Here is a 14,470-nt window from a genome sequence, read left to right as displayed (position 1 = left end):
CTTATTTCTTTTACTCCCTCACATCACTGCCTGATCCCCTTATGCGTAGATTCCCTCAGAATCTGTAATCTCGTACTCAAAAGTCTTCAGATTTGCGCGCAGTGTTGCACTCTCGCCCTGGTTTGTCCAGATGAAGGTAATGATTTCATCTTCTGTGGATACTGCAAGTTCTGCATCAAAGCCGAACGCTTTGGATACGTTTCTAAAATGCAGAAGTTTCAACTGTTCTTTTACGATATCTGTCTTCATCAGTTCTTCGATCTGTGCTGCGGACAGATTGGTACGATTGATTTCTTTATGACCGCCGGCACCGGCACGTTTAACAGCCTCGTGGTCGTTCTTGCCAGCGAAAAGATCCAAGTACCATACCTGCGGTTTTCCAGGCATGAACATCTGCAGTGCTCTGGCCATAAGCATTTTTTTGTCATCTTCGCCCAGTGCACTGTAATAAGTTGCATTTACCTGATAATATACATTTTTCTGACCATGAAGATCTTTCACATATCCGCCTCTTGCAACAACAGTGTCGATGATCTGCTGGATTCTTTCTTCCGGGATCAGCCCCTTCAGATCCAGAAGCGGGATTCCATCGTGGCAGCCCAGCATGTTGACTACATGGATTTCTTTTTCCATCAGTTCTTTTGCCCATTTTTCCAGAGTGGAACCGTTGCCGCTTTCCAGTGCATCGATGATCATTCCCGGAAGGAAGAAATCGTAGGTCATGTAACCCTGTTTTGCAATCTGTTCATAGTTCTTCTCTCCGTAGCTTGCATGGATCTCCGGAAGCAGCGTCAGGTTATATTTGTCTGCCAGTTTGCGGACTTTTTCCAGTAGTTCCCAGGTTCCCGGCTCATTCAGGAAGTTTTTCTCACCCGGCTCCTTCGGCGCATAGGCAAATGCATCCAAACGGACGATCTTTGCACCGTATCCAGCCAGTGTTTTCAGAGTATTCTCATAGAACTCCCATACCAGCGGGGATTTGATGTTCAGATCCATCTGTCCTAGGTATTTTCTCTTGCTCTCCAGCAGTTCCACAACGCTGTCCTTACAGCTGTCATCGATGGTGAGTTCCGCCGGTTTCTTACCTGCTGCGATCTCTTCGTTGACTTTCTTTGCGATCAGATCTGCCTTATAATACTGCACGTTAGCTACCTGCATGATATCCTGTGCATCCAGAACCGGATATTTGATTTCCTGATAGAAGGTATTCCAGTACGGTACATTTTTCCCATCCGGGAAACGTACCATCAGGATCGGAAGACCCGGTTTGCGGAAGAACATATGCTGGATCAGCTCCTGATCCGGCTGGATGTAGCCTTCCTCGGTCATGGTTCCCTTACCGTCCCAGAATTTGTTCCAGTCAATGAAGAAATCACGATATTTGGAATCGTCACCATTTTTCAGAATATCCTGAAACTGACTGGATAATACAGAAGCGTGATTCAGGATAAAGTCGAGTTTCAGATTGATACCCAGTTTATCCAGTGCTTCCAGATCTTTCCGGTCCGCCAGTTCTTCGTTCAGTGTGTAATCGATCACGGAAAATCCGCGATCCAGATCCGTATTAAATACACTTGGAAGAATATAGAAGGAAGAAAATACATCCTTTAATTCCGGTTTCTGTAAAAATCCGGTGATATCGCTGAGGGTTCCGCCTACGCTGTCCGGATATGCATTTAACATCGGTTTTGCATCTGCTGTAACGGTCATTTTACTCATGCTTCTCTCTCCTTATATTCTTCCCTGATCCATAATCTCTTTGTATTCGTCATAGGATAACAGTTTTCCTGCTTTGGATACGATCACTTTCGCTTTATGAGCCTGGCTCTCCAGCATATCCTGTTCCAGTTCCAGTACCATGGTGGTAAATGGGCTGTCTACAGCACCGTCACGGTTTCTTGCTTTTCTGTGTGCCATAGTCTCCTGTGGAGTACTGTTTAACAGAACCGGAATATCTACACCCTTGTAATTGTCACTGTTTCCGTGTGTCCACTCGATGATCAGGATCTCGGTATCAGAGAAATCCACTTCTTCATACCACAGTTCGGTATCTTCTCTTCCCATCCGTTTCAGCCAGATCTTTTCTGCCTTGTTTTTAAAGCTTTCAACGATTCCTTCCACTTCTTTGAAATCGATTTCATTCAGGGTACCAAGATATCCTCTCAGGCCTGTCTTACCATTCTCCAGATAAGATTCATACCAGTCGTAGCTCTCTTTCAGCTTCGGATCTGCATCCATTCCTGCAATCTGTCTTTCATGGATGATGTCGAATCTTTCTTTTGTAAATGTTCCGTCTTTTACCATACCGCGGATCGCGCTCTCACGAAATACATGAAGACGTTCTGCATCGTTGTACTTTGGAATTCTGTGCGGATAGTTATCTCCGGACAGTGTATAGGCTTTCATTCCAATCTGATTAAAATAGAAAGAAAGCAGAGAAGCGGTCTCTGATTTTCCTACTCCGGATCCACCGCATACAGTCAGTACGATCTTGCGGTCTGCGTCTTCTTTTTTCAGTTCTCTGATCTGTCCTAAAAGTTCTCTGAAGATCAGGTTTGCTTTGTTGATGTGATCTTCACCAATCTCGATCTTGTCTCCTGGCATGTCGCCCTGTGGGATCTTCTCCGGGATCACCGGTGCAGTCCATGCAGAAGGGTTTTCCACATATTTGTTCATGTTTGCCTCCTCTTGTCCGCTGCCTTCTGGCAGCTGCTGAATCATTGCGTTTTCACTTGTCTGTCAGATAAATGGATTACTTCCCGAGATTGTTAAAAACATATCGGGATATAATCGCTGTTATTATATGCCAGATACCTGTTTTTCGTCAATATTTCTTCAAAATATTTCTCCGTGTAATTTTTATGTAATATTTATTTAATATCTTTATGATAAAATATTTCATATTTTGTCGGGCACTCATTATACAAGTGCAGCGCTGTTGTTTCCCGGCGTTCGTGCTGTCATCTTTCGTCAGCACGGACACACAGGCACCGCAGCCACTGACAAATGAACGATCTGGCACTGCCAGAAAAAATTTCAAAAGAGGAGGAAATCTATGAAAAAGTTTTATGCGTGGTATCAAAAACATATCACGAGTGCAATCTTCATCGGTCTGATTCTCGGTATTCTGACCGGACTTTTTCTTGCTGGACGGTTTGAACCTGTACTGACCGTCACCAGTCTTCTGGGAAGCATCTATATGAATGCACTGAATATGATGATCTTCCCTCTGGTCTTCTGTTCCATCATCATGGGTATCACCAGTATCGGTAATGCCCGTACCACCGGAAAGATTACCGGTTATTCCATGATCTTTTTCCTGTGTACCACCGGACTTGCCAGTCTGGCAGGACTGATCATCCCACGTCTGATCCGCCTTGGAAAAGGAGTTAACTTCGAGATGGCAACTTCCGATATCCAGGCTACCGAGATGACCAGCATCCTGGATACCGTAAAAAACCTGATCCCGTCCAATCCGGTAGCTGCTTTTGCCAACGGAAATATGCTTCAGGTTCTGGTATTTGCCGTTATCATCGGTTTTACCCTGTTGGCGATCAAAGAAAAAGGGGAACCTCTGTTACATCTGATTGATTCCTGTAACGAGGTATGTCTGAAGATCATCAGCACTGTGATGTATTTTACCCCGATCGGTGTCTTCTGTACCATCGTACCGGTTGTAGAAGCCAACGGAACCAAGACGATCCTGTCTCTGGCTACCCAGCTGATCATTCTGTATGTAACTTTCTACGGATTTGCACTGTTCATCTATGGAGGATCCGTAAAAATTCTTGGTAAGACAAGCCCGGTCAAATTCTTCAAGGCCATCATGCCTGCTGCTCTGAATGCCTTCGGAACCTGTTCCAGTTCCGCAACCATCCCGATCAGCAAACAGTGTGTGGAAGAAGAACTCGGTGTCTCCAACAAAATCACCAGTATCACCATTCCTCTGGGAGCAACTGTCAACATGGATGCGGTATCCATCCTGATGTCCTTTATGATCATGTTCTTCGCCAATGCCTGCGGTATTAACGTAAGCATCAGCATGATGATCATCATCCTGTTAGCCAACGTTCTCCTTTCTGTGGGAACTCCGGGTATCCCCGGCGGAGCCATTGCTTCTTTCGCAGCTCTTGCTACCATGGCAGGGCTTCCGGCCGGCGTTATGGGTGTCTACATCAGTATCAACACCCTGTGTGATATGGGTGCAACCTGTGTCAACGTCATCGGTGACCTGGCTGCCTGCGTGGTTCTAAAGGAGAAAATCAAGTTAGACGAATAAAACAATTAATTACATAAGTGCAGAAAACGGGATACACCCGGATATCAAAAATGATTCCAGGTGCATCCCGTTTTTATTTTCTCATTTTTTTCAGCAGATTTTCTCCAGCCCTCTTACAATCTTTCCGATCCGCTCCATATCTACCGAAGAATAATTCATTACATACGTGTTTTCAATTCCTGCCTTCTTTTCATAGTAGAACTTGGAAAGTGGTGACAGCTTGATGCCCTGGGCTTTTGCCAGCTCTATTACATTCTCCTCCGCTTTCTCCGTTTTCAGTTTCATCAAGAAATGCACACCGGCCTCTTCCCCGGATATTTCCACACATTTGTGCAGGCCACTATCCCGGATCGCAGATAAGAATCCATTTTTCTTATTTTGATAGTAATTGCGCAGCCGGTTAATATGTTTTTCGAAATATCCTTCTTTGATAAACAGATCCAGGGTATATTGTTCAAAGTTTGATACCGTACAGGAATAAAATGATAATTTCTGGTAAAACTGTTCCAGAAGCGGACGCGGCAGGATCATATAACTGATACGCACGGTAGAAGCCAGCGTCTTTGTAAAGGTATTCATATAAATAACTTTTTCGGAAATATCGATACTTTGCAGGGTCGGGATCGGTTTCCCTCCCAGACGCAGTTCACTGTCGTAATCGTCCTCGATGATGTATTTTCCTTCTCCTTTCGCCGCCCAGCCAAGGAGTTCATAACGGCGGCTGATCGGCATCACGATTCCGGTCGGATAATGATGGGATGGAGAAATATGTACAATATCTACCTTTTTTTCCTCTAACTGAGAAACTTCCACGCCTTCTTTATCCATATCGATGTATTTCCAGTTAACCTGATAGTTCTGATAGATTTTTCCGATCTTCTGATACCCCGGATTTTCCACCGCATAGACCGCTTCGTGTCCCAAAAGCTGGATCAGAAGCCCGTACAGGTACTCGGTTCCGGCTCCGATGATGATCTGCTCCGGCTGTACCGTCATGCCCCGGAAGTCTTTCAGATAGCCCGCGATCGACTGTCTGAGCGACATGATTCCTCCACAGGGCGGGTTGGTCATCAGCTGGATCCGGCTGTCGCTTAATACCTCCCGGATCATCTTTGCCCAGATGGTAAACGGAAACTGATCGGCTTCGGTCTGGTTACTGGTAAAATCCGCCAGATAACTGTTTTCTCCGCTGGTCAGGGGAATGATCTCCTGCACTTCTTCTCTCTGTTTGGTCTCCAGTGCGCCCTTAAAATCCGTTACATAGAATCCTCTTTTGGGCATGGAATAGATATAACCCTCCGCGATCAGCTGCTCATAGGCATTTTCTACGGTGATCACGCTGATACCCAAATTTTTTGCAAAACTCCGCTTGGACGGAAGTTTCTCTCCTGCCTGCAAATTGCCCTGTAAAATGTCGTTTTTGATGCATTTATACAGATATTCATACATCGAATCTGACCCTATATTTGTAAAATTATACGTCAGCATGCTTCTTCTTTTCTCCTGTCTGGCCTTACTGAATATATTTATTTTGATAATTTTTTCATATTCACTTTAGCATTATAATCTACCCATATATTTTTTTCAAGAGATTAACCTACTACTTAAGGAGGAATATTATTATGGAAAACAGATACGAACTGAACAAAGAACTGGCACAGATGTTAAAGGGCGGTGTCATCATGGATGTTACCACACCAGAGCAGGCAAAGATCGCGGAAGTAGCCAGTGCCTGTGCGGTCATGGCTCTGGAGCGGATCCCGGCAGATATCCGTGCAGCGGGCGGCGTTTCCCGTATGAGTGATCCGAAGATGATCCAGGGCATCCAGAACGCGGTTTCTATCCCGGTTATGGCAAAATGCCGAATCGGTCATTTTGTGGAGGCTCAAGTTCTCGAAGCAATCGAGATTGATTATATCGATGAGAGTGAGGTGCTCTCTCCGGCTGATGATGTGTATCATATCAATAAGAAGAATTTTAAAGTTCCTTTTGTATGTGGCGCAAAAGATCTGGGCGAGGCGCTTCGCCGGATCAACGAGGGTGCTTCCATGATTCGTACCAAAGGAGAACCTGGAACCGGTGATATCGTACAGGCGGTACGTCATATGCGGAAAATGAACAGCGCGATCGCACAGATCAAAGGCATGCGCGAGGATGAGCTTTTTGAAATTGCAAAGCAGTTACAGGTTCCTTTTGATCTGGTTGCTTATGTACATGAAAATGGAAAGCTTCCGGTTGTTAATTTTGCTGCCGGCGGTGTGGCTACTCCTGCAGATGCAGCTTTGATGATGCAGCTGGGTGCCGAGGGTGTCTTCGTAGGATCCGGTATCTTCAAATCAGGTAATCCGGAGAAGAGAGCAAATGCGATTGTAAAAGCGGTTACGAATTATACGGATGCGAAGATGATCGCCAAATTGTCTGAGGATCTCGGAGAAGCGATGGTTGGTATCAATGAGTCTGAGATTCAGCTTCTGATGGCAGAAAGGGGCAAATAAGATGAAGATTGCGGTTCTTGCTGTACAGGGGGCTTTTATTGAGCACGAGCGGAAGCTGGAAGCGCTTGGTGTTTCCTGTGTGGAACTTCGCAAGGCGGAGGATCTGAACCAGTCTTATGACGGGCTGGTTCTTCCCGGCGGCGAAAGTACGGTACAGGGGAAGCTTTTACGGGAGCTTGGGATGTTTGATACGATCCGGAAGCAGATTCAGGAGGGGCTTCCGGTTTTGGCTACCTGCGCGGGGATGATTCTTCTGGCTGATTCGCTGGAGGGTGATGCGACGGTGCATCTTCAGACGGTCCCGATGGTGGTGAAGCGGAATGCCTATGGACGGCAGCTTGGTAGTTTTCATACGGAGGCAGAGTTTAAGGGAATTGGGGAGATTCCTATGACGTTTATCCGGGCGCCTTATGTGTCGGAGGTTTCGGATGGTGTTGAAGTGCTGGCTGTGGTAGAGGACCGGGTTGTGGCGGTTCGGTATGGGAAGCAGATAGCGCTGGCGTTTCATCCGGAGCTGGATGAGGATCAGCGGGTGCATGAAGAGTTTTTACGGATGTGTGGAGAAAAATAAGTTCGGTTGGGTTTATGACGGACGAAGCGGGAGGGAGGACAGCACCGGGCAGACAGCCGCTGGTAACGCAAATCTGAGCTAGAGCGTGTCTGAAAAAGGCTTTTCGTGAGCTGCGAGTCCCAGTTTGTGGGAGATTTTATCCGAATGAGGGCGGCGTAGCGGGCTACGGCAACCGAATGAGGGTAAAATATACCGCAAAGTGGGGCTTGCAGATTGCGGAAATGATTTTTCAGACACGCTCTAGTCACCAACTCCGACTATATTCGCGAGGGTCGGCGGACCCTCGCGAAAGTCTGCGTAGGTGCCGGATCTCATCTTTGCTAAAAGCACCAGCAAAAGGCTGTCTGCCCGGTGCTGTCCTCCCTCCCGCTTCTGGCTTTCATTGAGACTGGTTTTGTTCGATGGGAGATTTCCCTCTGGTAGATTGTTTTTAATTTTGGAAGTTACTATTCAATAAGTGACATATGACTTGTAACTTTGAAAGTACTGAACAGTTCCCTTTGAAACTGTTTACTCTTTAAGTTGTTTTTTATCATAACTGCTTAGTAAAAAAGACAGCCTGTTTTCGCATTAGTTTTTGCTTAAAACAGACTGTCCGCAGCGCGGCAAACCGGTTTTCTCCATTTGGATCAATTTTCACCATCTCGGATGAATATCCGGGCAGTGGCGGTGGGTTATGGCGGAGCGCATTTCTACATAGCAGCCGCAGATGCGACACATACCGGAGAGCAGGTGGTCGCAGGTTTTGCACTGGGCCAGGCGGGTTTCGTATTCCTGATCCGGGGTTTTGTCGTCGGGGTTCAGGTTAGCGATGTATTCGTACATGGTTTTGTAGGTGTCTGCTTCGCTCATTTCACGAAGCAGACATTTTTTACAGATTCTTGTGAATGTGTCCATTGTTTTTTCTTTCTCTTTTTTTATATCGTGTCATTTTACCGGAAAAGGGCAGCCTGTATAACAGGCCACCCTTTTGGTATCGCAGGGATTGCTCCGAGATTTTCACGCGGACTTTATTTCAGTGCAATGTGCAGTACACTGCAGGCCGGAATGGTGAATTTGATTCCGGCGTGTACTTTTTCTACGCCCTCGAAGGACTGGACGGTTACGTTTTCCGGATCTTCGAAAGTATTTTTTGCGTGCATTTCCTGGGTGACGATCTGGGCTTCGATGGAGTCCACTTTTTTGCCGAGGATTGTTGTCTCGATCGGGTAGGCGTGTTCCAGATCCAGGTTGGTCATGGTGATGTGCATTACGCCATCAGCATCGATGGATACCGACTCGGACAGGTTTGGTACCATGTTTTCTTCTTCGAGTCCTACGATTTCTGTCTCCAGGGTGCTGTCCAGGAGATCTGCGTCCTGATGATATTTGTACATATCAAATACATGATATGTCGGGGTTTTGATCATTTTGCTGCCTTCGGTCAGGATTACGGCCTGCAAGACGTTTATCATCTGGGCGATGTTTGCCATTTTTACGCGGTCGCTGTGTTTATTAAAGATATTCAGGTTGATACCTGCTACCAAGGCATCGCGCATCGTGTTCTGCTGATACAGGAAGCCCGGGTTGGTTCCCGGTTCTACTTCGTACCAGGTTCCCCATTCATCGACGATCATTCCGACTTCTTTTTTCGGATCGTATTTATCCATGATCGCTCCGTGACGGGTGATCAGTTCGTCCATGTACCAGGTCTTTTTCATGGTCTGGTACCATTTTTTTTCGTCAAATTCAGTAGCACTTCCTTTGTTTAACCATCCGCCCGGATGCGTATAGTAGTGCAGAGACAGCCCGTCCATAAATCCGTGCTGACCCGGTTCGTTTCGACGGAAGGTGGTTTTCATGACTTCCTCTGTCCACTCGTAATCGTCCACATTTGCTCCGCAGGCGATCTTTTTGATCGGTTTGTTTCCGGCATAGTTCCGCACATATGTCTGGTATCTGCGGTACATATTTCCATAGAAATCCGGGTTCATGTTACCGCCACAGCCCCAGTTTTCATTTCCCACACCAAAGTAATCTACCGTCCACGCTTCTTTGTGACCGTTTTTCGTTCTCAGGTCTGCCATCGGGGATACGCCCTCGAAGGTCATGTATTCTACCCACTCAGACATTTCCTGTACGGTTCCGCTTCCCATGTTGCCGTTGATATAAGTCTCACAGCCCAGCTGACGGCACAGCTCGAAGAATTCGTGCGTTCCGAAGCTGTTGTCTTCTACCACGCCGCCCCAGTGGGTGTTGACGATTTTCTTTCTTCCTTCTTTCGGTCCGATGCCGTCTTTCCAGTGATATTCGTCAGCGAAACATCCACCCGGCCAGCGAAGTACCGGGATGCGGATCTGTTTTAAGGCTTCCACCACATCGGTACGCATCCCGTTGACGTTCGGGATTTCAGAATTTTCTCCCACATACAGTCCCTCATAGATACACCTTCCCAGATGCTCGGAAAAATGTCCCTGCAGTTCTTTATTGATATGGGAAAGTTTTCGTTCTGCATTGATTACTAATTTTGCCATGTTGTTCCTCCATATTTTTATGTATAAAGTATATTTTCAAATATCCGTTTACAAATACTCTGTTTCTTCCACCTTCTGGTACACAAATACCGGGAATCCTTTTTCGTCATACGTCACTTTCATGATTCTCGCATGGCGGTTCGGGTCGTACAGTGGATCTCCGATGATCTCGTCATACGGGCGGGCATGATAGACACAAAGATCCGTCACACCATCTTCTGCCTTTACAAAGCAGTTGTGCCCCGGTCCGTAAATCCCCTTTTCTTCGTCGGTTTTCAGTACCGAATGCCGCAGTTTCGTCCATGCATGCGAATCCAGCAGATCTGCATTTTCATCGATATACATCATTCCCATGCAGTAGCATGCTCCCGTCGCGCTTGCGGAAAAAGTCAGAAAAATCTTTCCGTCATGTTTTAAGATCGCCGGTCCTTCATTTACCCAGAAATCCACCCGCTCCCAGTCATAATCCGGTGTTGTCAACAATACCTGATCCGTGCAGAGTTTGTTGGCTGCTGCCATTTTTCCGATATACAGATTGGAAATCTGGCGACCGACACCCGTTTTTTCCGCCCAGATATAATACCATTCTCCCCGGTGTTCAAACACCGTCGCGTCCAGAGAAAAGGCATGGAACGAAAATTCATCGCTGTCTGCCGCCTGCATCATGCCAAGTTCTTCCCATTCATCTTTCATCGGATTCTGCCCCTTGCAATGCAGGACATACGGACGGATGTTCCAGATGTCATCTTTATCCCCGGCTGCATAGTAGATATACCATCCGCCAAACAGATAGTGAATCTCCGGTGCCCAGATATGGATGCTCTGCGGTCCGCTTTCATGTCTCACCCAGAGGGTTTTCTCCTCCGCATGTACCAGACCACCCAGATCGTTCGCAGCACGCAGAATAATCCGGTCATAAGCCGGTACAGATGCGGTAAAATAGCAGGTTCCGTCCGTGTGGCGGTACACAAACGGATCCGCCCGCTGCGCGATCCATTCATCGTTGTATGGCGTGTGGATATAATTGTCTTTATTCATTTTTATCCTCTTTTTCTATTTAAATAATTCCCTTTTTACTGATTATAAGAAATAATAGACTTGTTGATAATATGGCAACAAGTCCAAATTTGCCATATGCTTTTTGTATACTCTGCCAAAACTTAAAAATCCTCAGTTCCGACAGGTGCTTCTTACACCAACCGGAAACTGAGGATCTTAAGATTTGAACCGCTTCTACGACTTACGCGTTTTTGCTGCTCAGATATTCGTTAATATTTGCCAGAACAACGTCTGCATCCAGACCATGCACCATGCATGCTTCTTCCAGAGATTCTCCGATAGAAGACGGGCATCCTACACAGTGCATACCAGCCTGCATCAGGATCACAGCGATTCCGCCATCCAGTTCCAGCATCTCGCCCATAGTGGTTTCTTTCGTAACCTTCATGATTGGGTCCTCCTTCATACTGTTTTCGCGACTGTTTCCAATCACACTTACTGATACATTTTATCATACTTCTCTCAGAACTTCCAGTTTTCTCGGTAGATTTTTCTCACAGTTTTCCACAGGCTCCAGTGGATTCATCCGTGATATCCACGGAACTCCGTCCTCGGTGGAGGAAAACTTTGTGGAAAGTCTCCTATTACATTCGCCGGTAGCAGGTAATTTACAACAGATACCCGGACAATTGGCTCTGATGCACTGGATTTGTCAGAAAAATAACACTTACGAAACACCAAAGTCTACGTTATAATAATCAACGCTGTAAAAAACCAAGTAAGATTTGAAAGAGAAAAAGGAGTAACAAGTATGCCGCAGAATAAAAGAGAAAGTTTAATTTACACCGTCCTGATGTGTTTTTGCATGGTGCTCTGGATGAGTATGTATAATGTCACCCTGCATATGGGAGGTTTTTCCCTGGAAGTGCTAAAAGAAGGATGGCTGGGCTTCCCGATTGCTTATGTATTTGCCATGTGCTGTGACTGGTTCCTGGTATCCGGTCTGGCGAAAAAGTTCGCATTTACCTATCTGGTAAAACCGGAAGACAGTGTACTGAAAAAAGTCATCTGTGTATCCTGTTCCATGGTAGTACCGATGGTACTCATCATGTCCATGTACGGTGCTGTGGAAGGATGTGTGCGCTCCGGTGCATGGTCCCAGCTGCTGATGATCTGGCTGACCAACATCCCCAAGAACTTTATCATGGCTCTTCCTTTCCAGCTGATCGTAGCCGGACCGCTGGTTCGTTTCATCTTCCGTTCTGCATTCCCGGAAGGCAAGGTACTGGCGTGACACAGCACAAAATCCGGGAAAGTGGTGTTAAGAGATACCACTTTCCCGGATTTTTTATTTACGCGAGCAACGCGCCAAAGTCCATGCTTGTATTAGACCTTGGCAACTGCCGCGATAACTCGAGAAACTTGCAAAGCGTGTTTCTCATAGTTTTTTCTGCTCTCTTGTCTACTCTGTAATTTTCCCGTAGCACTTCGGTCTCCTGTCGCGGAACAGTCCCCATTCCAGACGTTTTGCTGCCAGTTCGTCCAGATCAAATGTCTCTGTCAGTATTTCTTCCTGATCCCGGGAAGCTGTCTGTAAGAGTTCTCCCGTTTCATCCGTGATAAAAGAGGAACCGTAAAAAATCAGTGATGATTCCTGTCCGCCATTTTCCGCACAGGGTTTTACTTCCTCTTTGCCGATCCGGTTGGCCGCGATCACCGGCATCAGATTCATCGCTGCATGTCCCTGCATACAACGGCGCCAGTGCGGCATACTGTCACATTCAAGAATCGGTTCGGAACCGATCGCCGTAGGATAAAAGAGCAGTTCTGCTCCTTCTAAAGCCATACACCGTGCAGTCTCCGGGAACCACTGATCCCAGCAGATTCCCACACCGATCTTTCCATATCTGGTGTCAAATACCCGGAAACCGGTGTCTCCCGGTGTAAAATAGAATTTTTCCTGATAATAATGATCATCCGGGATATGTGTTTTCCGGTATACGCCGAGAATTTCTCCATCCGCATCGATGCAGGCTACCGAATTGTAGAGATTATTGACCTCTTTTTCATAAAAACTGATCGGTAAAACCACTTTCAGTTCCTTCGCCAGCTTCCGTCCCCAGCACACCGCTTCATTTTCTTCCACAGGCTTCGCATAGCTGTAAAAATCATATCTCCTCTGCTGACAGAAATATTCTCTCTCAAAAAGTTCCGAGAGCAAAATGATCTGTGCACCGGCGGCGGCTGCCTGACGTACCATTTTTTCTGCTTTTTTAAGGTTTTCCTGCGGATGATTGGTACACTGCATCTGCACTGCTGCCACCGTCACCTGTCTTTTTCCCATGTTCTCTTTCCTCCTGTCACCCCAGTACTTTTGTCCTTTTCATGGGACTTTTACCAGCTTTTCTCACCGATTCTGTTCGTTTCGTCTTTTCCCTGCCGGAATCTGCTGCGTAATACAGTGGATATTTCCTCCTCCTGTCAGGATGTCTCTGGCATATACCGGGATAATCTCACGATCCGGACAAAGTTTTCCCAGAATCTGTGCTGCTCTTCGGTCACTTTCTTCATTTTCCCCGCCAAATGCCGGCAGTACCACAGCACCGTTGGAAAAATAGAAGTTTACATAAGAAGCTGCCAGACGTTCTCCCTCTTCCCGGACATCCTCGCCTTCTTCAAATACATATCCTTCCAGTTCCTCTCTGGTCACGCAGACCGGGTGATCCGGGATCGGAAGTTTATGCACGGTGATTTTTCTTCCCTTTGCATCTGTCTCTCCTTCCAGATATCCCAGACACGCCATGGATAACGGATACTGAGGGTCTTCCCTGTTGTCTGTCCAGGCAAGAATCACCTCACCCGGTTTTAAGAATGCACAGACATTGTCCACATGCTCGTTGGTCTCATCCATACAGATTCCCCGGGGCAGCCACAGCACTTTTTCAGCCCCCAGATAGGCTTTCAGTTTTTCTGTAATCTCCTCTTTGGTAAGATCCGGATTTCTGCCCTTACTGAGCAGACAGGATTCGGTCACCATCACGGTTCCCTCTCCATCGCTGTGGACAGAACCACCTTCCAGCACAAACGGCCTTGCGTCATACCAGGTGTATCCCTCTTTCTCGCAAAAGAAGGGAGCAAAACGATTGTCTTTTTCCCATGAAGCGTACAGTCCGTCTTCGGTTCCGCCCCAGGCGTTAAACTCCCAGTTGATTCCCCTTACTTCCTGTCCATCCGTCACAAAGGTTGGTCCCACATCTCTGGCCCAGGCATCGTCGGTCTCTGCCGTAAAAACCCTTATCGGATACAATGCTTCATCTGTCTGCAAACGCTGTGCCAGCTTTTCCGCCTCTGAAAATGTCTTCCCACTTGCCGCAAGATAAACTTCTTCACTTTTTGCAATTGCCCGGATTACGTCTGCAAATGCTTTTTTTGCCTCCCGTGCACCATTTCGCCAGGATCCCGGCCGTTCCGGCCAAATCAGAATACAGCCCCGGTGCGGCTCATATTCTCCTGGCATACGGTACCCGTCCTGCACCGGCAGAATCTTTCTTATTTCTACATGATTTATTGTCTTTTTTCCGCTGTCCATGTCTTCCTGTCTCCTGTTTTTCTC

The 14,470-nt window shown here is 46.8% G+C and carries 15 protein-coding genes; 5 read left to right on the top strand and 10 right to left on the bottom strand.

Translation table 11 applies throughout. From position 1 onward, the window contains the following. Positions 1–39: 39 nt before the first annotated feature. Positions 40–1,719 carry an alpha-amylase family glycosyl hydrolase gene (locus ETP43_RS01895; protein WP_129256934.1) on the bottom strand — a complete coding sequence of 560 codons (1,680 nt, stop codon included), beginning with the start codon at positions 1,717–1,719 and terminating at the stop codon, positions 40–42. A 12-nt stretch (positions 1,720–1,731) separates the two neighbouring features. Next, on the bottom strand, positions 1,732–2,676 hold the full coding sequence (locus ETP43_RS01890) for a hypothetical protein (RefSeq protein WP_022399047.1): 945 nt from the start codon (positions 2,674–2,676) through the stop codon (positions 1,732–1,734). A 379-nt stretch (positions 2,677–3,055) separates the two neighbouring features. Between ETP43_RS01890 and ETP43_RS01885 the strand changes: the two genes are divergently transcribed. Beyond that, positions 3,056–4,279 (top strand): dicarboxylate/amino acid:cation symporter, encoded by a 1,224-nt coding sequence (locus ETP43_RS01885; RefSeq protein ID WP_129256933.1) that lies wholly within the window; start codon positions 3,056–3,058, stop codon positions 4,277–4,279. A 90-nt stretch (positions 4,280–4,369) separates the two neighbouring features. Here the strand turns inward: ETP43_RS01885 and pdxR are convergent, their stop codons facing one another. After that, complete coding sequence (gene pdxR, locus ETP43_RS01880) at positions 4,370–5,767, bottom strand: MocR-like pyridoxine biosynthesis transcription factor PdxR (protein ID WP_181951928.1); 1,398 nt, start codon at positions 5,765–5,767, stop codon at positions 4,370–4,372. A 134-nt stretch (positions 5,768–5,901) separates the two neighbouring features. On the opposite strand from pdxR, the gene pdxS reads away from it, so the two are divergent. After that, complete coding sequence (pdxS, locus tag ETP43_RS01875; RefSeq protein WP_181951927.1) at positions 5,902–6,774, top strand: pyridoxal 5'-phosphate synthase lyase subunit PdxS; 873 nt, start codon at positions 5,902–5,904, stop codon at positions 6,772–6,774. A gap of 1 nt (position 6,775) precedes the next feature. Continuing rightward, entirely contained in the window at positions 6,776–7,345 is a 570-nt protein-coding gene (gene pdxT, locus ETP43_RS01870) for a pyridoxal 5'-phosphate synthase glutaminase subunit PdxT (RefSeq protein ID WP_129256930.1), read from the top strand. Here pdxT and ETP43_RS18190 read toward each other — a convergent pair. After that, a complete protein-coding gene (locus ETP43_RS18190; protein WP_334295499.1) occupies positions 7,300–7,536 on the bottom strand; it encodes a DUF6783 domain-containing protein in 237 nt (78 codons plus the stop codon). The two genes, pdxT and ETP43_RS18190, sit on opposite strands and share 46 nt — an antisense overlap. On the opposite strand from ETP43_RS18190, the gene ETP43_RS18185 reads away from it, so the two are divergent. Next, positions 7,435–7,731: a DUF6783 domain-containing protein gene (locus ETP43_RS18185; RefSeq protein WP_334295498.1), complete on the top strand. Its 297-nt coding sequence runs from the start codon at positions 7,435–7,437 to the stop codon at positions 7,729–7,731. The genes ETP43_RS18190 and ETP43_RS18185 overlap by 102 nt on opposite strands. A gap of 250 nt (positions 7,732–7,981) precedes the next feature. Here ETP43_RS18185 and ETP43_RS01860 read toward each other — a convergent pair whose 3' ends face one another. From ETP43_RS01860 to ETP43_RS01845, 4 genes are all read right to left on the bottom strand, one after another. Continuing rightward, entirely contained in the window at positions 7,982–8,242 is a 261-nt protein-coding gene (locus ETP43_RS01860) for a DUF6171 family protein (protein WP_129256928.1), read from the bottom strand. 113 nt (positions 8,243–8,355) lie between these two features. Beyond that, entirely contained in the window at positions 8,356–9,858 is a 1,503-nt protein-coding gene (locus ETP43_RS01855; protein ID WP_129256927.1) for an alpha-N-arabinofuranosidase, read from the bottom strand. Between the two features lie 48 nt (positions 9,859–9,906). Further along, positions 9,907–10,896 carry a glycoside hydrolase family 43 protein gene (locus tag ETP43_RS01850; protein ID WP_129256926.1) on the bottom strand — a complete coding sequence of 330 codons (990 nt, stop codon included), beginning with the start codon at positions 10,894–10,896 and terminating at the stop codon, positions 9,907–9,909. A 202-nt stretch (positions 10,897–11,098) separates the two neighbouring features. Next, positions 11,099–11,305 carry a DUF1858 domain-containing protein gene (locus ETP43_RS01845; RefSeq protein WP_022398937.1) on the bottom strand — a complete coding sequence of 69 codons (207 nt, stop codon included), beginning with the start codon at positions 11,303–11,305 and terminating at the stop codon, positions 11,099–11,101. A 363-nt stretch (positions 11,306–11,668) separates the two neighbouring features. Between ETP43_RS01845 and ETP43_RS01840 the strand changes: the two genes are divergently transcribed. Beyond that, a complete protein-coding gene (locus tag ETP43_RS01840; RefSeq protein WP_118634893.1) occupies positions 11,669–12,151 on the top strand; it encodes a DUF2798 domain-containing protein in 483 nt (160 codons plus the stop codon). 168 nt (positions 12,152–12,319) lie between these two features. Here ETP43_RS01840 and aguB read toward each other — a convergent pair whose 3' ends face one another. Together aguB and aguA are read right to left on the bottom strand one after the other, a co-directional pair. Next, on the bottom strand, positions 12,320–13,201 hold the full coding sequence (gene aguB, locus ETP43_RS01835; protein WP_129256925.1) for an N-carbamoylputrescine amidase: 882 nt from the start codon (positions 13,199–13,201) through the stop codon (positions 12,320–12,322). A gap of 63 nt (positions 13,202–13,264) precedes the next feature. Further along, entirely contained in the window at positions 13,265–14,446 is a 1,182-nt protein-coding gene (gene aguA, locus ETP43_RS01830) for an agmatine deiminase (protein WP_129256924.1), read from the bottom strand. Positions 14,447–14,470 lie beyond the last annotated feature (24 nt).

The organism is Blautia faecicola, from assembly GCF_004123145.1.
In the GTDB taxonomy this organism is placed as follows: Bacteria; Bacillota; Clostridia; order Lachnospirales; family Lachnospiraceae; genus Oliverpabstia; species Oliverpabstia faecicola.
Note: the sequence above shows the minus strand (reverse complement) of the source record. Positions and strands in the feature narration are given on the sequence as shown.